Source organism: Candidatus Rhodobacter oscarellae, assembly GCF_001078595.1.
GTDB lineage: Bacteria > Pseudomonadota > Alphaproteobacteria > Rhodobacterales > Rhodobacteraceae > Rhodobacter_B > Rhodobacter_B oscarellae.
In genome coordinates this window covers 168429-193543 of the sequence record NZ_LFTY01000001.1, presented here as the reverse complement: position 1 = coordinate 193543, position 25115 = coordinate 168429, and the positions used below count along the sequence as shown (strand labels likewise).

Genomic DNA, 25115 nt, shown 5'->3' with positions numbered 1-25115 from the left:
ATCAAGTCAGAGCGTTTACATTTCAAGACCCATGGAGCGGGACGGGCCCCGGCTTCTGGTTAGGGCCCGCTCACGCGCCCGCGTTGCTATTTCACGTTCCACCCTCACGGCATGTGCGGCCTCGACCTCCTTCCGGACAGGCGCGTCGTGCTTGATCTTCTCGGAGACCGAGGCCGCCGTCTCGCGCAGCCGCTCTTCAAGTCCGGGAACCCTTGCAAGATGAGGGCCGTATCGTTCCTTGTTGGACAGGACGCGCCGGACGTTTTCGAGACTGCTCTTTGTCTCACGTTCCCACCGATGGTAAGGATGCATCTCCGCCACGAAGCGCTCACCGCCGTCCTCCCACTGTCGCAGAGCCTTGGTGAGATCGCTGTCAACGCCTTTGACAAAGGCCTGTGCGTAACGCATGTCGTCGCGCACCGCCCGTTCTCGCACCGCCAGCGTATTCTTTCCCGGTCCCACAACCATCCGTTCGCCCAGACCTTCGAAGAAGGTGTCGTAACCCTCGACGAAGAAGCGGTGGCATCCCTGCGCGTCCGCCCTGTCGTTGATCTCCTCCAAAATCCCGAGACGGCGCGCCTCAAGGCCGCAGCCATCAAGCGAGGCGATGATGCGCTCCAGCGCCCTCTCAAGCGTCTGCCGATCATCGGGGCAAAGAAGCGCTTCTGCTGCAAGACGCTTTCCTTTTTCGATCATTTTCGGGGCGGACCTTGCCCAGCGTCCGTAGCTGGTGAGCCGGCTCCGGTCGAGCGGCGTGTCCGGTCGCCATCGCGCGGCCCTTTTGATGATTTTCCACCGTCTGGCGTCAAACGCGACCACCTCGTTCACAGCCCGCCTCAGCCTGCGATCCCTCGCCTCCAGTTCTGGCAGAGCAGCAAGGTCGGGGGGAAGGTCGTACCCGAAGTCCGTGAGCCGTTCCACGAAGCGACCGTACCCCGCAACCTGGAACGGATAGCAGCCTTGCCGTTCTGCCTCTGCCTCCAGCGTCTTCCAATTTTTTCGCAGGTCTTGCGCCCGGTCCTCCACGGCATGCCGTTCATTCAAAGTGAACAGGGCGGACAACACTGACCCGAGAACGCCTTCGACCTGCGCCCTATGGGTCAGGCGGTCGTCGGCGATCAATTCCTCCGCCTCGGCCATTGCCCTGCACGTGGACTCCTCGGGCGGCTGCGCTGTCTTCGCGCCGTTCGCAAGCACATCCGCGACTGTCACGAGCCGCGCCCATCTTTGCTGCACGCGTTCGCAGTCCTTCGCGTGTTCGACCGTGGCCTTGGGAAGAGCCCCGGGGTACTGTTCGGCGATAGCGTGCGTCCGCGCTGTCAGCGCCTCCGTTCCCGGCAGGAAAGCGATGTCGTGCGACTGCATCTTTGCCTTGATCCGCTGGGCCTTCCAGTCCCGTTCGAGCCCGGCAAGCGCATCATCCCTTTCCCGGGCCTCCCGGCTGATCCCGGTCCCGCAGCGTTCCAGCCGCTCACCAAGGTCGCACAGCAAAGCACTGCATTCCTGGACGCCCCCGGCAAGCGCCTCCAGAAGCGGTCCGGGATTGTGCAACCCGCCGGTCCGCTTCAGCAGTGCGTCCGCTCCCGGCTGGACCGCGACGCTGCGGCCAGCTTCTGCCGCCCGCGCACGCAGGCTCTGCCACGCCTCCCCGATGGCGTCGAAATCCTGACCACGGACATGGGCGTCGTGGTCGGTCAGGATTTGCACAATCTCCTTCGGCGCGTCTTCGATGGCCACCCGCCGACGGAGCCGCGCCATCAGCGCCTCGGCTCCGGGCATGAGGAATGGCTCAATCCCCATTTGTGCGGCCTCCGCTTCAAGCGCTTGCCATTCCCGTAGCGCCGGACGCAGCGGTTCCTTCCGCGACACCCCGCAGAGGTGCGGGACGTGCAGGGCCTGCCCGGTCGCCTCCAGCGCGGAATGCGACACGCCGGTTTCCTGCTCCAGCCGGTGTACGAGTTGCTCCGTATCGTCGGTCAGCAGCACAAACCCGTCGCGCGCGCGGCTCATCTCAACGTAGAGCAGCGCACGGTCCGTCATCATGCTGTCTGCGTCCAGAACCGCGATCACGTTGTCCGTCGTCATACCCTGCGCACGATGCACCGTCGAGGTCCAGGCGTGGTCGATATGCCGCAGCCGATCATCTTCAAGCAGCGGCTCCAGCCGCCGCCCGTCAGCAAGCCGGATGCGCAGACGCTTCCGCCCGATCTCTTCGATCCTCCCGCGCTCGCCATTCACTACCCCGAGGTTCCTGAGATTGCGCGTGAAGACGATCTCGTCCCCCGCTCTCAACTCAATCGGGCGCGTCTCGAAGACGGACACATTGTGCGCGGCGTTTCCCGACGGCCTGAACCCGCCGGAGACGCCGCGTCGTTCCAGAGCGATCCGGTCCTTGTCGCTGCCCGTGACCCGCCAGGCCTCTCCCTCCTTGCAGCCGTAAACGTCGCGGTTGGGAGCAACGATGTCGCCCGCGCGGTAGCTCATGGGGTCGGCGGCCAGAACACGGGTCAGGCGGCGGTCCACAAGGTGCTCGATCTCAAGCTTCCTACCAGCGAGCAGCCCCTCCTCGGCAAGCCCTTTGCGGAGCACGGCGTTGATCTCTTCCCGCCGCCCGTGGGTCGGTGCGAGGAGCATGGTTCGCCTGCGCGCGTCCGGTGGAAGCGCAAGCCAGAGCTGCGCCGCCGTCTCCGCCAGCCTGTCAGGGGGAAGTTCCCTCACGTCGCGACCGAGGCTCTGGACGGCGAGGTCCGCGTCCCCCGCAATCATATGCGTAACGGCAGCCTTGAGGTCCGTCGAGCGTTGCCGGAGCACATCGTCCATGCGGGCCGTCGCCATGCCCGCCTCTTGCAGGAGACGGAACGGCTGCCCCGCCTCAACGGACCAAAGCTGGAGCCTGTCGCCGACAAGCGCAAGCCGGGCGGCTCCGATCCTCTCGGCGACGCGCTGGAGATCGCGCATCTGGACCGTGCCGATCATGGACGCTTCGTCCACCACGATCACGGCACCCCGGAACCGCTCACGGGCCTCCTGAAGATCAGGGCCATCACCAAGATGCCCATATCGTGCGAGCATCCATTGCAGCGTGGTTGTGCCAATCCCGGCTTCAAGCGCAAGGACACGTGCGGCTGCCGAGGACGGGGCCAACCCGATCACCGAACGGTCCCCTGCAAGCCGGACGACCTCCTTTAGCATACGGGTCTTGCCCGTACCTGCGAACCCCTGAACCCCGACGATCCTGTCTTCGGACAGCAGGATCGTTCGGACAGCGTTGCGCTGGCCGTCCGTCAGCGACGTGGCGTCAAGTTGTGCGGTGACCTCCAGCGCGTTTGCCAGTGGCGCAGACCGTCCTTCCCGCATGGTGGCGATCACGGTGCGTTCCGCCCGAAGGGTCTGGCGCGTGGTCATGTCGCCGGAGGTCGTGTCCACCAGGTGCCTGTCGCGGCGCAGCCGGTCGATGGCTGCCTCCAACTCCTCATGCGAATGTCGTCCCGGTTCGCGCCCCAGTGCGGCGGCGAGAAGGTCGGTGCGCCGGAAGACGCATTGGCGCTCCTCAAGATGTTCCATGGCATGCCAGACAGCTTCCAGCGGTGATAACACCGCATTCATCTGCGTGGAGTCTGCTGTCCGGGACCTTGGTTCCTCGACGAGGCCGAGGCGCTCCGCCCGGCGGTGCCACAGCTTCACAAGCGCGCCCTTGACCGGCTCCGCCTTCTTGCCGCGCGTGACAAGCGCTGCGGCCTGGGCGTTCGCTGTCGTGTATTCGCGGCCTTCGTCCGCCATGTGTTGCAGAATGTCCTGCCGCCGGGTAGAGAACGCATCAAGCCACTCCCGCGACCAGCCGGAAATCTCGAAGCTCGGCAGCCCGCCCACGGTCGTCGACGTCAACTCGTAGCCGAGGCTCCGCAGCCGCCGCGCCAGATCGTTGCGGTACCACGCGCCAAACACACGACGATTGCGCTTCAATAGCGTGGGCTCGACACTTCGCCAAGCGCCATCCTTGTTGCGTGTCATGTTCGCGACCACGGCATGCGTGTGAAGTTGCGGGTCGTTATTGCGGCTCGCCATGTGCCGGAACGTCGCCGCGATCATCCCATCCGCCGCCTCCCGGGGCCGTTGGCCCGTCGCGGGGTCGTAGCCTCTGGTCTGAAGATACTCCTGCTCGATCCAGTCGAGCGTCGCGCGGACGGCTTCGTCATGGGCATGCATCACCGCCCGTCTGCCCCGAAAAAGGGCTTCCAGCGAAACCGACTTCGGCGCGGAGAAGGTCATGTCCCAGCCGGGACGGTGCTGGCGCGTGCCGTCGATGACGCGGCCCAGTGTGATATCTGTGCCGGGGACATGGCCCGACAGGATCGATATGAACTTGCGCTTGCCGACGCGCTGACCAAGCCCCAGAGATTCCGCGCCCGCACCGTGCCATCGGTTGGCGGAACGGTGGGAACTGTCGTTCCGGGCGAGGTATTCGTGCAGGAAATACCCGAAGGTCTGCTCGGCACTCACAAGCGGGCGTGGACCGGAAAGCATTAGTGGGGATCAAAGCAGCGTCGCGGCGTTGACGAGGCCACGAAGCTCGACCGTCGCTTCGGACGGGGGCTCGTCATCACTGTATTGGGGTCAAGCCGTTCCATGATAACCGTTGGTGTCCGTAGGTCGAAAAAAAGACATCTCCATGCGATGATAGTGCACACACCATATGCGGGATTGAGGAAAATTGCGATGGTCATGATATGAACTGTCATGATATGAACTGGTCATGATATGAACCTGCTTACCACCCTTCAATTTATCCATGTCTCCCAAAGTTTTGGGATTTGGGCGTAGCCAGCGAGAGCTCTTCGGTAAACCCGGGGCGGTTCAAACGGAAACAACCTATCTCATCACTATGAACCTGACGGCGTTGTTCCGGTCATCCTGGACCATTTCGATGGCTCTGGTGGGAGAGATGGATATTCGCTTGAGTAGGGTCCGAGCGGCGCATATCAAATCCAAAGAAAACAGCCTTTCTCTGAATCGCCCTGACCGCTCAACGAAATCCTTGACCGCGCCGCATAGGCGCCCCAAACATCAAGCCGCTCGGAGACGCCATGGGATAATTTCCACCACTTTCGAGACACAACCCGTTGTGTTGCCGATTACAGACTCAAGATCTGCGGTCGAGACACGCTGATGCCTTGGGAATTCACTCTGTAAGCTCGAACGTCAAAATTGATGCGCGGTATTGATCCGGTAACGGTACGATTTGTGAAAGATCAACGTCAAAACGAATGTTCTCAATTGGGTCACTCGCGCGCACGTGCGGCACAGGAATTTCCTCTGCCCGAAAGAGGCTCAGTGAGGCGTTGTCTGGGTAGGTCTGAAGGGCCAAATCGCTGCGGTACAGGTCGCGCCCACCTTTGGTGAGGCACTGGATCAAGAAGGCACTGCGCAGGTCATGATCTGAAAGCCTGGCCGCGAGTGTCTCCATAAGATCGGCAACCGTTTGCCCACTTTGCACTTCGATCACACAGAGTGATGCAATATAAGCATCGAATGCTCCTGACGGCCTGAGTTGATCGAGCGAAAAACGATGCTGCGGCAGGGGTTTTGTCGTGGTCTTGACGTCGAGTACGAAATGATCGGCGACAAAATCAAACTTCGCGGTCTTTCGGGTGCTCCAGAACCGCACGGCGGCGTCGGTGTTCTGTGCATGGGCGATGACAGTGAGTTCGCCCCAAAGGCCAACAAGATCACGGGTATTGTCTTCGATCCGGCTGAAGAGTGCCGCGACTTGTTGAACACAAGCAGCAATCTCGGCGTTGGTGCTCGGCGGACTCGCTGTGCAGAAACTCTCTTCCAGTATTCTCAGGAACAGGCGGACAATGGCCGTGTCGCTCTCCTTCAGGCGGATAAGCGAGTAGCACCCCTGATGTGGTACTCGCGTGTTCGTGTCGATGACGCAGGTGCGGGAGAACAGGGCATCAACCGCGCGCAAAGTAATATCGGGCCGGAGGTCATCCGCACGGGCGGGAAGCAGAAGCGCGGGAAAGGCTTGGGCATCAATGGCAAGCCAGTAAGGGTAGTCGCTATTTACTGGCAGTCCGAAGAGGGCAGCGCCATACTCGGGGATCGTTTGACAAAGCGTGGGATACAGATCGGTCAGCATGGGTGCTCACCGCTCAACCCAAACACGCTCCATCAACGGATCCGGGATGTGGACAGCGAGGATTGGAACGTCGCGCACCGTGCGCTTCTTGTCGGCAGTCTGGATATCATAGCGATGGAGTTGGAAGGTCACGGTCTCAGGAGACACCAATGCGCGCGCACCGGGATAATTGGTCGGCGCGTTTGCACCCTGCCAGAGTTGCTTGACCTTCGGCGGTGATTTTTCGGTCAGTGTCCGCTTGTAGTCCACGCCCGACCACGGCCCGGACAGAGCATAGAAGCTGCATCTCATACTCGGTTCTTCAGAGACCATGCGTTCCAGCCCAAGCATAAGTGCGCTGTGCCGGAGGTTGTCGTCGGGCCAGCGATAGCGAAATTGGCCGATCATCGGCAGAATGTCGGCAAGGCCGAGCGTGTCGCTGAAATCGGGCACGATCTGTTTGTCGTTCCAGCCATTTTCCGCATAGCGCGCAAAATCGAACGAACGTCGAATCCGTTCGACGAGTTCCCGGTTTTCAGCGACTGTCTCGCTGTTGTCGAAGGGATGATCGGGGACGATCCAGCCGCCTTGGCCTTTGGACTGATACATCTCCAGAAAGATGACCGAGGACCGTGTGGGTTTGAGCTTCTGATCCAGGAAGTATTTGCGACGCCAGTCTTTCAGGCTCCCGCCTTCGTCGAGATGATTGCGGATAGAGCCGCGAACGGATTCCTCGTGCTTCACATAGTCAGTGAAGGCATCGGTATTCGCGCTCGTAAGATAGATGCGGCACAGCCCAAGATAGCGCTTCTTGTAGCCGAAGAAGCGGGCGCGCTGTTGGATGTTGTCAGCGTTGCCCACGCCTGTTGATCGCGGCATGTAACTGACGGTCAGGCCCTCGACCGTGAAGCCCCGATCAAGGCCAATGCCGCCAATCAGAATCCAGCTATATTCGCCTGCCCAATCGACGGGGGCGATGCGGCTTTTCTCTCGGGTATTAAGTTCGGCGACGGCAGTTTCTTCCATCGCTTCGAACAGGATCGGAGCGATATCCTCGAAGGTCAGGGGCGTGTCGTAGGTCTTGAAGATGCCGTCTGAGGACTTGAGAAATTCTCTCAGAAGCCCCGCATGGTCAGGATGCGTGCTGTCTTGCAGGACCGTTGACCAATGATCCTTGATCTGCTGTGTCCATCGCTTGAACATCAAGTGCTCGTCTTTGGCGACGGCTGGATGGATCATCATCGAACGGTTTAGGCCCTTCTGAAACTCGTTTTTACGCAAGCCGATCGCAACGCCGATAAAGAAGTCGCGAAGCGCAGAGCACAAGCTCTCCGGCGCTTCATGCGGCGGATCGTTCTTGTCGGGTACTTCTCTCAAAGGGATCAGCTTGACGTACTTGTCCGCTCCATCGACGAAGAATTCCTGTCCACCGACATAATGCGTGCCAGGGGTCAGGACGCGCCCAAAATCCGGTGAGAGAGCATCAATGCGGCTGATCAGGAGCGGTGCCTGCGGTGTTGCCGTATAAAGGATATAGCTGTGATGCGGGAACAAGGCGCGCAACGCCTTGATCCGCGCATAAGTCGTGCTCTCGTCGCTCTGCTTGGCCTTGGTGTTCATACCTGCCTGATCACCTTCATCGTCGATGATCAGGGTCGGCACGTCAGAAAAATCAGACCCGCCAAGAAGTCTGGCGAGGTTGTCCAAGTGCTGGTGTTGTTTCATCGAAACGATCATGATCGTCCGTGCGCGCGGGCTTCCGCGCCGCCAACGTGCAATTTCGGTATTCACGCGCTCCACTTCGCTTTGCCGGAACGCCTTCTGCTGCGTGGTGAACAGATTCCATTCACGGGTGCCTGCGGTATCCAGATCGCCCTTCAGGCGGTCGAAGCTCTGTTCGACAAGGTTGTTGGTGGTCCCTGCAAGCAGGATGACAAGCCGAAACCTATTATCACGTGCGAGGGCCGCAAGGCTCGTGAAGGACAAGGTCTTGCCACTCTGCACATAGCCAATCACGAGCCCGGTATTTACAGCAACCGTTGCCTCGGGCGGGACGCAATCGCTCATGATCGAAACGGTTTCCTGAACAAGTCGTTCTTTCTCGTCATCCGACAAGGCCGTGTTGGCACTCAGCAAATCGGTAAATGCGGCCCCCTGGGTGGGCGACCAACCGCCATCCCCGTCTGCGGGGCTCGGCGCGATTGTGATCGTTCGGGGATCATTCGCCATCGGACAGCCTCTTGGACATTTGATTTCTCAGAATTTCATTGGTGAAACGGCGGATGGCTGAGGGGTTCCGGTCGGCAAGCTCCCCGACCTCGACTTCGGCAAGCGCCATCGCGGCGGCAATATACAGGACGGCGGTGAAACTTTCGGAATCCAGCGTTGGAAATTGCGCCATGAAGGGATGGAGCATGGCCAGCCGAATGGTGATCTGGCGCGGTTCCGGATCTGTGATGAATGGGCGATTGCGGATATCCAGCCAGTCCGCCCCATTGTCGGCGTAGGACAGTTCGATGGCGACGATCCAATCCTCGCTCCGAAACCGCATCCGAAAACGGACATGTTCGTTTTCGGAATCTGGCAGGTCGGGTAACGGCGCGCTGTAATCAGGCTCTGGATCAGAGAGCGGCATATCAGCCTGATCTTGCGTCCTTGCATGGGTCTGCGACGTAAGGCTTTGATTTTTTAGCCTCTCCGCCATCGATTGAAGCGCGGCGGCGGCGTCCTTGCGTGTCGCCTTTGCGTCCTTCTTGCTTCTATGCTCGCGGACTTGCTGGAGCAGCGGAAAGGCTTCACCCGACAGTTCGTCGCGAAGCTCTTTCAGGAAGGTTTCTTCGGCTTCCTCCCACTTGATCCCGTCCTTGGTATGACTGACGTGGAAGCCCTTGAGGTGTATCTCGCCGAAGATGCGCTGGAAGGCGAAGCTGTTGGAGCGTCCGAAGATGTCTTCAGGGCGATAGGTCTCGTCAAAGCTGCCCATGATCAGGCGCTTGCGACGGAAGAGCGCCAAGCCCGCGAGGCGCGTATTTGCGGGTTCGCGGATCGCGACAAAGCCCGTTGCTGCGCGACCGTCTCCCAGATCGATGGCGATGTCTTTCTTCCAGGTGATGGCAGGCCCGTCAGGGTCCCGATAGCTCGGGGCAACCAAAATGTCCGGGCCTTTATAAGCGAGCGGCTCGCCATCGATCGTAAGAAGCATCGACCCATCACGAATAAATATCCGATAGATACTGGAAAGATGGTCTTTGATCTTCTGAACCGTTTTCGTGCGCGGGAAACGGCGGATATTGTCGAGGCGGATTTCGGTGTAGTGCTTGTCTGCGGAGACTTGCGTCGAGATAACATGCAGTTCTTCAGTGCTGTCTTCGACGATCTTGTCGATATCAAAGATCACGGTCCGCTCGATATTTTCCCCAAGCGCGGTTGTTCTCACGGTCCAGTTTGGCGCGAACCAGCATGCCGCGCTCTTCAGCCCCATGCCGAATTCAGACAAGCCCGACGCATCGGGGGGGATTTCAGCGGGACGGAAGGCGCGCTGATAATCGGACGCAGCGATACCCGCCGCGTTGTCGCGTATAGTGATACAGTTTTCCTGCAACTCGAAACGGATATCGACATGGAGGCGGTAATCGGCTCCATCGGTCGCCTTGAGGTCCCGCTGTCGGTCCAGGCTGCTCTGGATGGCGTTATCGACAAACTCGGCCAAGGCGTACCAAGCCTTGTAGTTCAGGTGCGGCAGGACCGATAGGACGTTGACGCCGGGGCGGATATTAACGGAGTTTAGTTGCGCCATTACTCAGCCGCCATGGCTGCGTGAACCGCGCCCTCCGTGTCAGCATTGCCCACGAGGGCATCGTAGATATTGCCAACCACATCGACATTGACGGCATTTCCGAATGCTTTGTAAGCACCGTTTTTGGTGTCGGGCAGATGGGTTAACCCACCCATGCTCTGCAAACGGCTGCACTCGCGCGGAGTCATGTAGCGCTTCTTCCACGCGATGATGGGGACTTGGCTCGTTGTCATGGCAATAAGAGACGGCGCGGTATCTTCCTTCTTCACCCGGATACCGCTCGCGCGAAACTGGATGATATGTTTCCAGATACTGCGCTCAGCGCCTTTGCAATTCCATTCGAGTTTCTGAAAGCTTGGTGGAAAGTCTTTGATCTTGTCGATCCAGGGATCGATGATCCCGCGATGTACCGCGTAGAGCGCGCGGTTTTTAGCAATGAAGTCGATCTTCCATGCCGGAAAATGGTCAAGCGTCGTGCGCGCATAAGATGGCAATGCGCCTTCGGTCTGCTCAGGCGACAATCCCGCCAAAGGCATCCCAAACGCGCCCTTGAATTTGCCAAGCCGTTTGCAGCCCCGTGCATGGGGCGTAAGGCCATCCAGCGGGTAATCCGCACCAAACTCCATCGCCCAAATCGGGTAGGACGGCAGGTGCTGATCTTTTGGGAAGGCCGCGACAAACTCCTGCCACGTCTCAAGATACCGAAGATGATCGCTGTTCAAGCCATGGGCTTCGAGCGGATCCTCGTCGAGGACAGAGCGGATCGACGTCTGCGGAATGTCCTCCGGGATCGGCCATGCAAAATTGCCCAGCCCCTGACGATCACCGACGATGAAGGCCCGCTCGCGCTTCTGCGGTACGCCGAACATATGCGGCGACAGGCGCTCAAAGCTGATCTCGTATCCTACTGCTTTGAGTCGATCGCAAATGATCGACCAAGTTTTCCCGCGATTATGGCGGATCAGATTCGGAACATTCTCAATGATAAAAAAACGTGGCTGTTTGAGTTTTAGTATCGCGACGACATAGTCGAAGAGGTTTCCCCATTGCGGGCACTCAAGGCCTTTTTGGTCACCCGCCTTGGAGAATGGCTGGCAGGGGAAGCCCGCGCAAAGAACATCGTGATCAGGAATGGCGCTCAGGTCGACAGACCTAATGTCGCCAGCAGGGCGTATCCTGAAATTCTTTTCATACAGCCCTGCGAGATGCTTGTTGATCTCGGAAGCAAAGACGCACTCTCCACCACGTTGGCCTAGCGCCTGGTGGAACCCACCCAGTCCGGCAAATAAATCTATGAATTTCATACGGTTGCGCCTACTCACTTCTTGCATTAAATTTACACGCATACATCGGCTCCCGCAAGAAGCTGAAGCGAAGACGCCACATGATGTGGATGGAGTGCGTCTTGGGAGCACCAGATAGGCTATAAGGTAGGCTCATGCCAGAGAATATCGCCGACGCGCCACCGATTTTTCAATGACCAGCCCCGCGTAGCTGCGGTGCAGCGCTTGGCACCACGACGAAGCTAGTAGAGATCGAAACTCTGCGTTTCCCATCCCGGTGGAACCGGCTCGAGTACGCGCGCCAGCGTCACCTCCGGCCCGTCCGGGATCGCCTCGACGATGTCAGGCGCAAGCAGCGTGAGGCGCAGGACGCGGGTCATGTAGGAGGGAGCGATCCACTCGCGCTCGGCCTACCACTTCAAGTGCATCAGATCACACCAGAAAATGCACGGTTTTTAGAGGCGTCCAACTTCAGAAAATGCCAAGTTGCACCAGAGCAGTATACAAAAGTGACGCATTCGTGGGAAAGCGGACCGCTTTCTCCTGAACTGTGGTGTCCACCCGGTCACATCACTCACACTGCAACAACTTGGCAATCCGTGCGCCGACGCGCTCCGCCGCTGCCTCGACATCCCTGTCGGCGGCATGGGCGTATCGAAGGGTCATCGCACAATGGCTGTGGCCCAGCAGCTTGGACACCACCGGCAGGGGAACGCCCGCCATCACGCACTGGCTCGCGTAGGAATGTCTCAGGTCGTGCAGGCGCACGTCTTCAATGCCGATATCCCGTCGAATCTTGTACCAGAGGGTCAGATTTTCCGAGACTGGCTTTTCCGGGGTTCGCGGCGACGGGAACAGATACTCCCGGGGCGCGGTCATGCGCCTTTCAATGATCTCGCGGGCCTCGGGACTGAGATATACAATTCTCGGTCCTGTCTTGCTGTTTTCAAGTCTGAGACGGTTTCCATCGACCTCACATCGCTTCAGGCGGACGATTTCGTTTCTGCGACACCCTGTGAGCAAAAGAAGGCGGATGATGTCGGCCTGTACGTTTCCGCCCCCTTCGGAAATCCGGTCGAGCGCCGCGTTCAGCCGCGCTATTTCGTCCCGCGACAGGAACCGCGTGAGCCTCGGTCGCCGGTTCGGAAGAACCGAGCCCGCCGGGTTGGAGCCGATGAGGCCGCGCTCTATTGCAAAGTTCAGGCTCTGGCGCAGGAGCCGCAGCGCGTAGTTCGCACCCCCGGGAGCAGACGCGCTGTAGGCGTCAAACCAGTCCTCGATGGCCTTCCGCGTAATCCGGTCTAGCCGCAACGCCCCGAACGCGGGCAGCAATTGCCGCGTCAGGACATGGTCTCGACTCTTGACGGTGGTCGGTTTGCATCTTGTTGACTCATGCCAGACACCCAGTGCGAAGGTCCGGTAAGTGGGCAGGTCCCTGCACGGCGCAACCCCGTCAACTTGTAACCGAAGACATTCCCTGCGCGCATCCTCGACCGACATCAGGTCGATGCGACCAAGCGACACCTTCCGTCCGCCGATGGCGCAAGTCCATGTCCTTGTGCCCGTCGGATAGACCCGAACGCCAAGGGACGGCACCGCCCTGTCCTGAACGGAGTATTCCCGCGCAGACGGCTTGAGCCGCCTTGCACGCGCATCTGTCAACCGAACGCCGCTCATGTCCGAACCGCGCCAAGTACGGTGCCCATCAGGGCGGAGGCGCGCTCCGCGTCGGCCTCCGTGTGGTGTGCGTATTTGAGCGTGGTTTCCGGGTCGCGGTGCCCGAGAAGCCGTCCCACGGCGAGGACGGTTTCGCCGCTTGTGACGGCCACGCTCGCATAGGTATGTCGCAGGTCGTGCAGGCGAACATCCATCAAGCCAGCCTTCTTGCGGACCTTGCCCCACGCGTGTCTGAGCGTCGCCCTTGTCATAGAACCGTCGCGCCTGACGGCGGGAAAGACCCATGGCGACATGCGCGGAAGAGCGTCGAGCACCGCGCGGGCAGCCCCTGACAGCCACACCATGCGCGGACCCGTCTTGCTGTCGCGCAGGAAGATGTGACCGTCGCGACAGTCCGTCCATCGCAGGGTTCTGAGCTCGCTCGCCCGGCAGCCCGTCAGTGCCAGCAGCCGGATGAGCGCGACGGCAGGAGACGGATCGAGCAATGCTCTACCCAAGCGGGCGATCTCGGCCTCAGAGAGAAACCGGTCCCGGTTCTGCCGCCTGTATCTCTTGATCCCCCCGCACGGGTTGGTGCCCTCCGGGCGGAGGCCGTCCGCCTCGGCTACCTTCATGATGATAGAAAGAACGGGCATCGATCGATCCGCCGACACCGGCGTCGCGTGCATCGTGGCGAACCAATCCCGCACGTCTTGTGCTGTGATGTCGGCAATCCGCTGTCCTGCAAACCGGGGCAGGATATGCTTGTCGAGATAGTGCCGGTTCACCGAGAGCGTGCTCGGCTTCCACTGACGGCCATGGCGGCGGAATGCCGCTCCCGCCACGGTCTCGAACAGCGTCTCCCCGTCGGGTCGTCCCGACCGCAGGGAGGCCAACAGGCCCCGTGCCTGCTCACGGGCTTCGGCCACCGTCATGTCGGCGGGGTCGCCCACGATCTTCCAAATGCGCTGGCCTTCGTGCTGGGTGTGCATGAAAAACCGCTTCCCGCCGCTCGGCAGGATCCTGACACCAAAGCCCGCGAGGCTGGTGTCCCGGACATTCCTTGTGGTCTTCTTCGCGCGCAAGGCGCGCACGCGTGCGTCAGTGAGCCGTGTTCTGGACATGATTCTCTTCCTCCGATCAGTTGCGGCCCCGGACGAAAACGCACGGGTTTTCATCCGAAACCTTGACTTTGAGAGGAAAAAGAAGCGCTGTTTCAGCGCATTAGCACCGTAGGTGCGTTGGATGGTGTGAAGCTGACAACGGCAGCGAAGGTCAATTGCGCGACCGCCGCGGCGCTGCGGGAGTGGGTGACCAAATCCGTAAAGCCAGCCGTCGGCAAGCGCGGTGGCGGGGTTGCTTCGCTAAAAGTTGTGGCGCATTACTCCTGCCGGACGCGCAACAACCGCGCGGGCGGCAAGATATCCGAGCATGGCAAGGGCAACGCGATCGACATCGCGGCGATCAACCTCAGGAACGGCGAATCATTGACCGTGCTAAGAGGCTGGCGGGACCGCTCCCAGAGCAAGATCCTGAGGCGGGTGCATCGCGGCGCCTGTGGGCCGTTTGGCACCGTGCTTGGCCCGGATTCCGATCGATATCACCAAGACCATTTTCACTTTGACGTGGCCAGTCATCGCAGCGGGTCCTACTGCCGATAGCGCCAGAATGCTCAAAATGGGGCGCGTTGCGACCCGCGCGGGCCTACTCTGCGCCGCCGTCGATCAAGCCGCGCACCCAATCAATGCCCTGCTGCACCAACGGGTCTATCTGATCGCGCAGCCCGTTCACGAACTCCACATATTGGATCATGTAGGGCTCTAGCGCGGGGACATACTGCACGATCTGCGGCGCGAACAGGTACAAGAGCGCCGCGAGAAGCAGCAGGATGACAATCAATCGGAAGCCAAAGCTGCGGCCGCCGGGTCTGGGCTCTTGTCCTACATCATCGGCGATGTCGGCCATCGTCTCTGCGTCGGGCTCGTTGGGTTCAGGTGCGCGCAGAGAACTGTCGATCTCTTCGACATCCGGAAGCAGTTCCTTCCTGGAGCCCACCGCGCTTGCAAGGGCCGCGGCGTCAATGTCGGTATCGGCGTCTTCTGCCCCGCGGAGCCGCGCCATCCTGGCCCGCGCCGCGGCAGAGCGGTCAGCCGCGACTTGCGCGGTATCCTCAATGCCGAGGTCGGGCTGGCTCTCTATGCCCTCCGCCTCGACTTCGCGCGCGGCGGTTTCGCGTGCAGCTTCTTCGCGCAGGATATCCGCGACCTCTGGATCCAACACGCGGCTCTCAGGAGCCACATCTTCTTCGATATCCTCAGGCGCCACTTCTTCTTCGACAGGCGCATGGTCCTGCAAGTCTTCGGCGGTCTCTGCGTCGATATGCGCAGGCTGTTGATACCATGTGTGACCACAGTTCGAACACTGCACGTCGCGGCCCTGCTCGGGGATTACCGCGTCGTCCACCTCGTATTGTGCCCCACAGTTTGGGCAAATTAGCCGCATTCTGCCACCTGTTCGCCGGGCTCGCGTTGTATGCCCATAGCCCGATCCTTTTCGGCGCTTGTATCAGCAAGGTTTGTGTTTTCAAACCATTTGCAACACCCGTGATTGAATCACCTTGCGTGCTGGGGCAAAACGGTCGCAGGGCTAGCGGGCGAAAGGAGCACCTGTGATCGAGCTTCAGGACGTTGCGTATAGCTACGGCGGCGGCGCTTTGCTGTCGGGGATCAGCATGACGCTGGCGTCCGGGTCGTTTCATTTTCTGACCGGGCCGTCCGGCGCGGGCAAGACCACATTCCTAAAGCTTTGCTATGGCGACTTGCTGGCCTCGTCCGGTCAGGTGTCGGTATTTGGGCAGGACGCCCGCGGGATGGATCGAGACGACATCGCCCGCCTGCGCCGCAGGATCGGCGTGGTGCACCAGGACTGCCAGTTCCTGGATCACCTCTCGGTGGCCGAGAACGTGGCCCTGCCGCTTGGCGTGTCCGGCAAGGACGCCCGCACCGAGATGCAAAACCTCACCGACCTTCTGGGCTGGGTGGGCATGTCCAAGCAGATGGACGCCTTGCCGCCGTCCTTGTCGGGTGGCGAGCGCCAGCGCGCCGCCCTGGCCCGCGCGGTCATCATGGACCCAGAGATCATTATCGCGGACGAACCCACGGGCAACGTCGATTGGGAGATGTCGTTGCGGCTCTTAACGCTGCTTGTCGAGCTGAACCGGATGGGCAAGACGGTCCTGGTCGCCACCCATGACCTTAACTTGATCCGCGCGGCCAAGGCCGAGGTCGCCGCGCGCGTCCTGCGCATAGCCAACGGGGATATCCAGTTGGCGGGGGCCGACCTGTGAGCCGCCTGCGGGACTTTTGGCTTATTCTTCGGGGCGACCCAGAGGCGGACCGAGTGGTGCCGCCCACCGGCTTTACCGTTCGGCTGACGTTCTTTTCGTCGAGCGCAATGGCGTTCTTGGCGGTCTTTGCTCTGGCGCTGTCCTTCGCGACTGGGCGATTGGCGGATCGCTGGGGGTCGGAATTGGCGCGCAGCTCGACCATACGCATCTCGGCGCCGGCAGGTCAGGTCGAGCAGCAGGTGCAAGCTACCCTGCGCGTTCTGGAGACCACGCCGGGCGTGTCCGAGACGCGCGTGTTGGGCGAAGACGAGCAGCGCGCCCTATTAGAGCCTTGGTTCGGTCCGGACTTGCCGCTGGATTCGCTGCCGATCCCGCGCATGGTCGAGGTGATCGAGGCAGGAGACGGCTACGATTCCGAAGGGCTGCGGTTGCGACTGCGCGCCGAGGTGCCCGGTGCGGTGCTTGATGATCACACCCGATGGCGCCGCCCGCTTATCCGAGCCGCGGACCGATTGCGGCTGCTTGGATGGGTCTCTATCGGCCTGATTGGGGCGGCCATGGCGGCGATGATAACCCTGGCGGCGCAGTCGGCCCTGTCGGCAAACGCGCAGGTCATTCGGGTGCTGCGCCTGGTGGGCGCGCGCGATGTCTATATAGCGCGGGCCTTTGTGCGACGTTTCACTCTGCGCGCATTCTTGGGCGCGCTGACGGGCACGATCCTGGGAGTGCTGGCTGTGGTCTTGCTTCCCAGCGCGAGCGCCGAGGGCGGCTTTTTGACCGGGCTGGGCTTCCAGGGCAGCCATTGGCTTTGGCCGCTGGCGGTGCCGCTTTTGGCGGCTGTGGTTGCGTTCTGGGCGACGCGCCTGGCCGCGTTCCACGCCCTGCGGGAGCTGATGTAATGCGCGATGTGTTCCAATGGATCCGCTCTGTGGTCTTCATATTGCAGATGTATGTGGCGATGGCGGTTATGGCCTTCTTCTGGTTCATGCCGCTGGCGGTCTTTGATCGCCGCTACGCCTATGACGGGGTGCGCAACTACTGCCGCTATGTGCGCTGGTCGGCGCGCTGGATGGTCGGGCTTTCGTCCGAGATCCGCGGCGAGGTCCCCCAAGGCGAGGTGCTGATCGCCTCCAAGCACCAGAGTTTTTTGGACATCATCATGCTGGTGAGCGTGCTGCCGCGCCCGAAATTCATCATGAAGAAGCAGCTGCGCTACGCGCCCATCCTTGGCTGGTTCGCCATGCGCATCGGCTGCGTGCCGGTGGATCGTGGCAAGCGCGGCGCGGCGATCGAGCAAATGAAGCGCGACGTGACCTCGGGCGCGGCGCTGCCGGGGCAGCTGATCATCTATCCGCAGGGCACGCGCGTGGCGCCGGGCGCGGCGCGGTCCTATAAGGTGGGCACGGCGGTGCTTTATGAGCAGCTTGGCCAAGACTGTGTGCCCGTGGCGGTGAATGTGGGCGTCTTCTGGCCGCGCCATGGGATCTACCGAAAGCCGGGGCACGCCGTGCTGGAGTTTCTGCCGCGCATCACGCCAGGCCTGTCGAATGATGACTTCATGGCCCGGCTCGAGGACGTGGTCGAAACCAAGTCCAATCAACTGATGGCGGAGGCCGGGTTCCATGTCGAAAGTCGAGACGGTTGAGGCGCTAGAGGCGCTCTACCAGGCCCAGCCGGGCGAGGCCGCGCTGGTGAAAGTCGCACGCCAGATGACGCCGCTTTATCGCAAGTGGATCATGGCCTCGCGGTTCTGCGTGGTGTCGACCGTGGGCCCGGAGGGGACCGACGGTTCACCGCGCGGGGACATCGACCCGGTGGTGACCGAGCTTGACCCGGGCACGCTGGCGATGCCCGATTGGCACGGCAACAACCGGCTGGACACGCTACGCAACATCGTGCGCGACGGGCGCGTCTCGCTGATGTTCATGGTGCCCGGCAATACCAACGTGGTGCGGGTGAACGGCACAGCCGAGCTGCGCACCGACGCCGCGCTGATCCAGCGCTTTGAGGTGAAGGGCACACAGCCGCGCTCGGTCATCGTGATCTCGATATCCGAGATCTACACGCAATGTGCGCGGGCGTTGTTAAGGTCCGGTCTTTGGGCCGGTAGTTGCGCTGAAGATGATCTGCCGAGTGTTGGCGACATCCTTAGAGAGATGACCAATGACCAGTTTGACGGCGAAAGTTACGATGCGGCTTGGCCAGAACGCGCGCAGAAAACAATGTGGTAGTTTAGGACTTGAGGGTTTTCCCCAGAACTATCCACAGATCCGTATGTGCTTGGGGGCTCCGTCTATTGTGGCGTGTATTTAGTCCACATGCGAAGAAAAAAACCTCCCCATAAATAGCGAAGTGTTAACGTGCTCGCTTGCTGTTAACTATACGTCAAGGAATTAGTAAGCGGGGTACCAGAATGGACCAATCGTCCGACGATCATTCCGTTTCCTTTCCGGTGACCATATGCTTTGATCCGGAAACTGGTGCAATCCGCATAGAGCGCCGAACGGACCCGACGTTTTCTGTTCAGCTTATGCCTGGGCGCAGCACCCAGGCCGATTACGCGGCTCTTTATGCCTCGCTTCTGGGTGCTTTGACGGCCGAGGGGCTGACTTGCGCTCCGCATCGTCTTGCCGAGTTTCGCCGATGCAACTGACCCGGCTGGTTTAGGCGGCCAGACCGGTCTGGCCAATCTGCAAGAACTTGCTGCGCCGCTCTTTGACAAGGTCGTCGCGCGACTTGGCTTTTAGGTCCGCCAGCAAGGTCTCCAGGGTCTTACCCACCGACGCGATGGTCGTCGCGCGGTCCCTTTGCGCGCCGCCAACCGGCTCTGACACGATGCGGTCAATGACGCCGAGCTTGGACAAGTCCTGCGCGGTCAGACGCAAGGCCTCGGCGGCTTCGCGCATCTTTTCGGCATCCTTCCAAAGGATCGAGGCGCATCCCTCGGGCGAGATCACAGAATAAATCGAATGCTCCAGCATGACGACGCGGTTCGCGGTGGCGAATGCCACCGCCCCGCCAGAGCCGCCCTCTCCAATCACAGCAGAGATTAGTGGCACGCCGATCTGCAAACATTTTTCGGTCGCACGGGCGATGGCCTCGGATTGCCCGCGCTCCTCGGCGCCTTTGCCGGGATAGGCGCCGGGCGTGTCCACCAAGGTTATGACCGGCAGGTTGAAGCGGTCGGCGAGGTCCATCAGCCGGATCGCCTTGCGGTATCCTTCGGGACGGGCCATGCCAAAGTTGCGCTCGATCCTGGTCTTGGTGTCGTGCCCCTTCTCGTGACCGATCACCACCACAGGCGTGTCGCCCAAGCGCGCGAGCCCGCCCATCACGGCGTGATCATCCGCGAAATTCCGGTCACCGGCGAGCGGCGTATACTCGGAAAACAGCGCCTCGATATAGTCCTTGCAATGGGGCCGATCCGGATGCCGTGCGACTTGGCATTTCTGCCAAGGCGTTAGCTTCTTATACAGGTCCACCAGCATGGCCTTGGCCTTTTGGTCCAGCCCGGCGGCCTCTGCGGTGACGTCCATTCCTTCGTCGGCCCGGGCCATGGCGCGCAGTTCTTCCGCCTTGCCCTCGATTTCCGCCAAAGGTTTCTCGAATTCGAGATAGTTCATGCGCCCAACGCCCTCGTACTGCCCGTCGCACGCTATATGGCGCTGACGGGCAGTGGATGCAACAACCCGGGGCTTGCGGTTGGCGTTATTTACCGGCGCGCAGCCACTCGAACCGCAACCCCTTGGCCGAGCGGTTCGGGAACCCGGCCCAATGGGTGTGGTCGGCTTTGGGCGTGCCGTCCTGCTCGGTTGACCAGACGCCGTCATTGGAATGCGGGATCAGGTCCAGATACGCGCCACGGCTCTCGTCCGCCTTCAGATAAAGGTCCAGCCAGGCGGTCACGAAATGCTGCGCTATGTTATTCATCCGCACCGAATCCCAGACCGCATCGGCGTAGTGCCCATAGGGCGCAAAGCCGAGCGCCTCGCTGAAGGCATAGCTCTCGGCGGGGGCGGGCATTGGCGCGCCCGCGTTGTGGTTGGCATTGTCATAGGTCAGCAAGGCGCGGTCCACGCCGGTGCTCTCCTGCCACATCTGGCGCACGCCCGCCTCATAGCCCGAGACGTCATCCACCGAGCCCACAACATAAAGCATCGGAATCTGCACCCCGGCCAAGGTCTCGGCAGACCAGAACCCGCGCTCGCGCCCCCAGGGCGCAAAGGCCACCGCCGTTTTGATTCGCGGGTCGGGCAGCGCGTTGTGGCTGTCGGAGCCCGAGAGATGCACCCCCAGCAGCCCATGCGGCGCGCCCCAGCCTAAGGCCACCGCTTCCTCGGTGACCCCGCCGCCCGCTGTGATCGTCGCGCCATAACCGCCCATGGAGTAACCAACGATGGCGCTTGTGTTGGCGTTGATCTTGCCCGTGAACGCCCCGGCCAGCCCCGCCATCTGGTCCAGCACAAAGAGCTGATCCAGCGAGCGGTTCACCAGCGTGGACCCGAACGCAGCCTGGTCGGCATAGGTGCTGTCGCGGTGGTCAATCGACGCCACGACATAGCCCTTGGACGCGATGTTCTCGGCCAGGTGAGACATCAGATAGCGGTTGCCGGGGTAGCCATGGCTGACGATCACAAGGGGCCAGGGGCCGCCCTCGGCGACATCGGCGTCGCGCATTGCTTGCCCCTGCAGCTCTACCTGGATGGCCGGGTCGCGCAGGTTTGCCGTCAGGGTCCGCGTGCCTTCGGCGCCGTCGGCTGCGGGATACCAGATCTCGACGGTCAAGTCGCGGTCATAGACCGGCATCGGGTCGGGCTTGGGCTGATCGTTGGAGACCGCCAGCACATTGACGCGGTCCGGATCGGTGAAGGTTTGGGTCCGCACGCCAATGGCATGGTCGCCATAAGCGGCGAGTTCTGGCGCGTCGGGCGCCTGCCCATCGATGCGGTTCTGGGCGGCGGCGGGCATGGCAAGGGTGGGGATGGTAAGGGTCATAAGGGCAAAAACTATCAGGGTGCGGGGCAAGGGACACCTCCTATGATTTACAAACTGCGAAAGTGTTAAGCACAGTGATACAGTTGGGGCGAGTCGTTTCTGGCCTTCAAGCAAGCGGCGCGCCTTCGACGCCCTTTCGCTTGACGCTGCCGCGTGCCCGCGCCACTAACGATCAATCGCTCATGGGGGGCCGCTTGCTTAACTACATCATCCGCCGCGTCTTTCAGTCCGTCCTGGTCCTACTGGTCGTGGGGCTGGTGGCCTTCTCTATGTTCCGCTTCGTGGGGGATCCGGTCGACAATATGCTCGGCCAGGAGCGCACGGATGCCGATATCGAGCGGCTGCGCGCGGTCCTGGGCCTCGATCAGCCTTTCCCGGTGCAGTACTGGAAATTCCTGCAGGGCGCGATAGATGGCAATTTCGGCGTCAGCTATCGCCAGGGCCGCCCGGTCAGCGAGATCATCGTGGAGCGGCTGCCTGCGACTTTGGAATTGGCGATGGTCAGTGGCTTCTTGGCCATCATGGTGGGCATCATCCTAGGCGTCTACACCGCGATCCGACGAGACGGGTGGGGGTCGAATGTGATCATGACCGTCTCTCTTATAGGGGTCAGTTTGCCCACCTTCCTCATCGGTATCTTGCTGATCTATCTATTCTCGGTGGAGTTGGACCTTCTGCCAAGTTTCGGTCGCGGAGAGGTGACCCATCTTGGATGGTGGAGCACGGGGCTTTTGACCGCAAGCGGGCTCAAGGCGATCATCTTGCCCGCAATCACGTTAGGACTTTATCAGATGACTCTGATCATGCGGCTGGTGCGGGCCGAGATGCTAGAGGTGCTGCGGCAGGACTATGTGCGGTTCGCCCGTGCGCGCGGCCTCAGCGAGCGCGTCGTGAACTTCCGCCACGCATTGAAGAACACGCTGGTGCCAGTGATCACGGTCACGGGCCTCCAGCTTGGTTCGATAATCGCGTTTGCGATCATCACAGAGACGGTGTTCCAGTGGCCCGGTGTTGGCTTGCTGTTCATCAACGCGATCCAGTTCGTGGATATCCCCGTCATGGCAGCCTATCTGATGCTGATCTCGGTGATGTTCGTGGGAATTAACCTGGCGGTCGACCTTCTTTACGTCGCGATTGACCCAAGACTGCGGGGAGAAGCGTCATGATCCGCATGCAAGTTTGGTGGCAGTCCGATGTAATGTGGTCCTTCCGGCACTCGCCGGTGGCGTTGGGCTCTTTCATCGTGGTGGCGGTCCTGTTGCTGGGCGCGGTATTCGCGCCGCTGATCGCACCGCATGACCCGTTCAACCCCGCCACGCTGAACCTAATGAACGGGTTCACCGCGCCGGGTGCGCCGAATGCCTTCACAGGCGAGACCTTCATCTTGGGCACGGACGATCAGGGCCGGGACGTGTTCTCGACAATCCTCTACGGGATGCGGATCTCGCTATTCGTGGGCTTCGCGGCGGTGGCTCTGGGCATGCTCATCGGCATCACCGCCGGCCTGGTCGCGGGTTATCGCGGCGGCTGGACCGAGACGATCATCATGCGCGTGGCCGACGTGCAACTGACCTTCCCGGCGATCTTGGTGGCCATGCTGATCTTTGGCATCGCCAAGGGCTTCACCCCGGTGGAGTATCGCAACGAGATGGCGATCTGGGTGCTGATCATCGCGATTGGCTTGTCCGACTGGGTGCAGTTCGCCCGCGTGGTGCGCGGCGCGACCCTGGTGGAGAAGCAGAAGGAATACGTGCAAGCCGCGCAACTCATTGGCCGCAGCGGCTTCGCGATCATGCTGCGGCATATCCTGCCCAACGTGATGAGCCCCGTGCTGGTGATCGCGACGATCTCGCTGGCGCTGGCGATCATCGCCGAGGCGACGCTGAGCTTCCTGGGCGTGGGCGCCCCGCCGACGCAGCCCTCGCTGGGCACGCTGATCCGGATCGGGCAGGGCTTCCTGTTCTCGGGTGAGTGGTGGATCTTGTTCTTCCCGGCCTGCACGCTGCTGGCGCTGGCCCTATCGGTGAACCTCTTGGGGGATTGGCTGCGCGACGCGCTCAATCCAAAGCTACGCTAATGACATTGCTAGACATTCAGGCCCTTTCCGTGGCCTTCCCGACCCGGCGGCAGACTTTCGTGGCCGTGGACAACGCCGACCTTAACGTCGAGCCGGGCGAGATCCACGGGCTGGTCGGAGAATCCGGCGCGGGCAAGTCCACCATCGGCGCCGCCGTCATGGGCCTTCTTGAACGGCCCGGCAGGATCACGGACGGCACGATCTCGCTGCAAGGTGACGCCATCTCGGGCCTCGACCGCGCCGCCATGCAGGCGCTCCGCGGGCAGCGGATCTCGATGATATTCCAGGACCCGCTGACCTCGCTGAACCCGCTCTTCACCGTACGCGAGCAGCTGACCGAGACGATCTCGACCCATCTCGATGTCACCGACGCCGAGGCCAACCAACGCGCCATCGACCTTCTGACCCGCGTGGGCATCCCCGAGCCTGAGCTGCGCATCGACCAATACCCGCATCAGTTCTCTGGCGGCATGCGACAACGCGTGGTGATTGCGCTGGCGCTTTGTTCCGAGCCCGAGGTGATCATCGCTGACGAACCCACCACGGCGCTTGATGTCTCGATCCAGGCGCAGATCCTCGACCTGATCAAGGAACTCGCCCGCGAGCGCCAGGTGGGCGTGATCCTGATCACCCACGACATGGGCGTGATCGCCGACACCACCGACCGCGTGACGGTGATGTACCAGGGCGAGGTGGTCGAGAGCGGCCCCACGGCGCAGGTTATGGGCGATCCAAAGCACGAATACACCCAAAGCCTGATCGCCGCGGTGCCCCGGCCCACGGTGAAAATGCACCGCTTCCCGCAGGTCTCTTACGGCGGGCGCGAGACGGCGTTTGCCATCGAGGACCTGGCGCGCAACTGGGACAAGCCGCAGGTGGACCGCGCAAAACCGCTCTACCAGATCGAGGGGCTCACCAAGCGCTTCCTGAAGAAGGGCAGCCTGATCCCCTCGCAGCGACAGTTCATGACCGCAGTGGACCGGGTGAGCTTTGACGTCATGCAGGGCGAGGTCTTTGGGATCGTGGGCGAGAGCGGCTCTGGCAAGTCCACCATCGCGCGGATGATCGCGGGGCTTTATCGCTCGGACGGCGGCTCGATCCGGTTCGATGGGCAGGAAACGCATACGCTGGGCGACGACTACCGGCGGCAGATCCAGATGATCTTTCAGGATCCCTATTCCTCGCTGAACCCGCGCATGCGGGTGGACCAGATCATCGCCGAGCCCGCCAAGCACCACGGCATCCTTGCCGGGCAGGCACTGAAGGACCGGGTGGACGAGCTATTGGACCGCGTGGGTTTGGGCAAAGAGGCGGGGCTGAAATTCGCGCATGAGTTCTCCGGCGGGCAGCGCCAACGGATCTCGATTGCGCGCGCCCTGGCCACGCAGCCGCGGTTCTTGATCTGCGACGAGCCGACCTCGGCGCTGGATGTATCCATTCAGGCGCAGATTCTGAACATCCTGAAGGATTTGCAGGAGCACCTGAACCTGACCATGCTGTTCATCAGCCATGACCTGCCTGTGGTGCGCCAAATGTGCGACCGAGTGATGGTGATGCGCAACGGCCAGCTGGTGGAGCTGCAGGAGACCGAGGCTTTGTTCGCCAAGCCCCAGCAACCCTATACCCAAGAGTTGTTGTCGCTCATGCCGCGCCTGGACGCGCTTAAGGCAGCGCCATCGGTCTAAAGGGACAGGCTCTTATTGGTTGCCTGTTGCTGACGTTTGGGAGGCAAATCTCTTGCAAGAGATTTGCACTTTCCTTCCAAGGAAAGTTGGGCCCGGACGGCCTCAAGGCATCGAATTGGCGGGACGCTTCATTCAGGCGCCAAAGAAACTCTTTCA

Annotated in this window: 19 protein-coding genes; 8 read left to right on the top strand and 11 right to left on the bottom strand. The window is 61.3% G+C overall.

Annotated elements, in window-relative coordinates:
- Positions 1 to 15: 15 nt before the first annotated feature.
- From mobF to AIOL_RS00795, 8 genes are all read right to left on the bottom strand, one after another.
- On the bottom strand, positions 16 to 4500 hold the full coding sequence (gene mobF, locus AIOL_RS00830; protein WP_049641144.1) for a MobF family relaxase: 4485 nt from the start codon (positions 4498 to 4500) through the stop codon (positions 16 to 18).
- A 679-nt stretch (positions 4501 to 5179) separates the two neighbouring features.
- Positions 5180 to 6142, bottom strand: coding sequence for a PD-(D/E)XK motif protein (locus AIOL_RS00825; RefSeq protein ID WP_049641143.1), 963 nt, complete (start codon positions 6140 to 6142; stop codon positions 5180 to 5182).
- A 6-nt stretch (positions 6143 to 6148) separates the two neighbouring features.
- Positions 6149 to 8350: a Z1 domain-containing protein gene (locus AIOL_RS00820; RefSeq protein ID WP_049641142.1), complete on the bottom strand. Its 2202-nt coding sequence runs from the start codon at positions 8348 to 8350 to the stop codon at positions 6149 to 6151.
- Positions 8340 to 9917, bottom strand: coding sequence for an ATP-binding protein (locus AIOL_RS00815; protein ID WP_049641141.1), 1578 nt, complete (start codon positions 9915 to 9917; stop codon positions 8340 to 8342). Before AIOL_RS00815 ends, AIOL_RS00820 begins: the two co-directional genes overlap by 11 nt.
- Positions 9917 to 11221, bottom strand: coding sequence for a DNA cytosine methyltransferase (locus AIOL_RS00810; protein ID WP_053101131.1), 1305 nt, complete (start codon positions 11219 to 11221; stop codon positions 9917 to 9919). Before AIOL_RS00810 ends, AIOL_RS00815 begins: the two co-directional genes overlap by 1 nt.
- Before the next feature lie 221 nt (positions 11222 to 11442).
- On the bottom strand, positions 11443 to 11580 hold the full coding sequence (locus AIOL_RS25355) for a hypothetical protein (RefSeq protein WP_160314375.1): 138 nt from the start codon (positions 11578 to 11580) through the stop codon (positions 11443 to 11445).
- A gap of 190 nt (positions 11581 to 11770) precedes the next feature.
- On the bottom strand, positions 11771 to 12724 hold the full coding sequence (locus AIOL_RS00800) for a tyrosine-type recombinase/integrase (RefSeq protein WP_326973073.1): 954 nt from the start codon (positions 12722 to 12724) through the stop codon (positions 11771 to 11773).
- Between the two features lie 149 nt (positions 12725 to 12873).
- Entirely contained in the window at positions 12874 to 13980 is a 1107-nt protein-coding gene (locus tag AIOL_RS00795; RefSeq protein ID WP_160314374.1) for a site-specific integrase, read from the bottom strand.
- A 117-nt stretch (positions 13981 to 14097) separates the two neighbouring features.
- Here AIOL_RS00795 and AIOL_RS00790 point away from each other — a divergent pair, with 117 nt between their 5' ends.
- On the top strand, positions 14098 to 14517 hold the full coding sequence (locus tag AIOL_RS00790) for an extensin-like domain-containing protein (RefSeq protein ID WP_053101129.1): 420 nt from the start codon (positions 14098 to 14100) through the stop codon (positions 14515 to 14517).
- 43 nt (positions 14518 to 14560) lie between these two features.
- On the opposite strand, the gene AIOL_RS00785 is transcribed toward AIOL_RS00790, so the two are convergent.
- Positions 14561 to 15358, bottom strand: a complete 798-nt coding sequence (locus AIOL_RS00785) for a zinc-ribbon domain-containing protein (protein ID WP_082152352.1) — start codon at positions 15356 to 15358, stop codon at positions 14561 to 14563.
- A 166-nt stretch (positions 15359 to 15524) separates the two neighbouring features.
- On the opposite strand from AIOL_RS00785, the gene AIOL_RS00780 reads away from it, so the two are divergent.
- Genes AIOL_RS00780 through AIOL_RS00765 form a run of 4 tightly spaced genes read left to right on the top strand, consistent with a single transcriptional unit; the run spans position 15525 to position 18433 of the window.
- A complete protein-coding gene (locus tag AIOL_RS00780; RefSeq protein ID WP_049641136.1) occupies positions 15525 to 16202 on the top strand; it encodes a cell division ATP-binding protein FtsE in 678 nt (225 codons plus the stop codon).
- Positions 16199 to 17101 (top strand): cell division protein FtsX, encoded by a 903-nt coding sequence (locus AIOL_RS00775; RefSeq protein WP_049641135.1) that lies wholly within the window; start codon positions 16199 to 16201, stop codon positions 17099 to 17101. The genes AIOL_RS00780 and AIOL_RS00775 overlap by 4 nt, the downstream gene beginning before the upstream one ends.
- Positions 17101 to 17847, top strand: a complete 747-nt coding sequence (locus AIOL_RS00770) for a lysophospholipid acyltransferase family protein (RefSeq protein WP_049641134.1) — start codon at positions 17101 to 17103, stop codon at positions 17845 to 17847. Before AIOL_RS00775 ends, AIOL_RS00770 begins: the two co-directional genes overlap by 1 nt.
- Positions 17825 to 18433, top strand: a complete 609-nt coding sequence (locus tag AIOL_RS00765) for a pyridoxamine 5'-phosphate oxidase family protein (protein ID WP_049641133.1) — start codon at positions 17825 to 17827, stop codon at positions 18431 to 18433. The genes AIOL_RS00770 and AIOL_RS00765 overlap by 23 nt, the downstream gene beginning before the upstream one ends.
- Before the next feature lie 432 nt (positions 18434 to 18865).
- Here AIOL_RS00765 and AIOL_RS00760 read toward each other — a convergent pair whose 3' ends face one another.
- A complete protein-coding gene (locus AIOL_RS00760) occupies positions 18866 to 19825 on the bottom strand; it encodes an acetyl-CoA carboxylase carboxyltransferase subunit alpha (protein WP_049641132.1) in 960 nt (319 codons plus the stop codon).
- An 85-nt stretch (positions 19826 to 19910) separates the two neighbouring features.
- Entirely contained in the window at positions 19911 to 21197 is a 1287-nt protein-coding gene (locus AIOL_RS00755) for an alpha/beta hydrolase family protein (protein WP_049641131.1), read from the bottom strand.
- A gap of 194 nt (positions 21198 to 21391) precedes the next feature.
- On the opposite strand from AIOL_RS00755, the gene AIOL_RS00750 reads away from it, so the two are divergent.
- From AIOL_RS00750 to AIOL_RS00740, 3 genes are read left to right on the top strand one after another with little or no spacing between them, the layout of a single operon-like run.
- Complete coding sequence (locus tag AIOL_RS00750; protein ID WP_049641895.1) at positions 21392 to 22363, top strand: ABC transporter permease; 972 nt, start codon at positions 21392 to 21394, stop codon at positions 22361 to 22363.
- Entirely contained in the window at positions 22360 to 23274 is a 915-nt protein-coding gene (locus tag AIOL_RS00745) for an ABC transporter permease (RefSeq protein WP_049641130.1), read from the top strand. Before AIOL_RS00750 ends, AIOL_RS00745 begins: the two co-directional genes overlap by 4 nt.
- Positions 23274 to 24959, top strand: coding sequence for a dipeptide ABC transporter ATP-binding protein (locus AIOL_RS00740; protein ID WP_049641129.1), 1686 nt, complete (start codon positions 23274 to 23276; stop codon positions 24957 to 24959). Before AIOL_RS00745 ends, AIOL_RS00740 begins: the two co-directional genes overlap by 1 nt.
- Positions 24960 to 25115 lie beyond the last annotated feature (156 nt).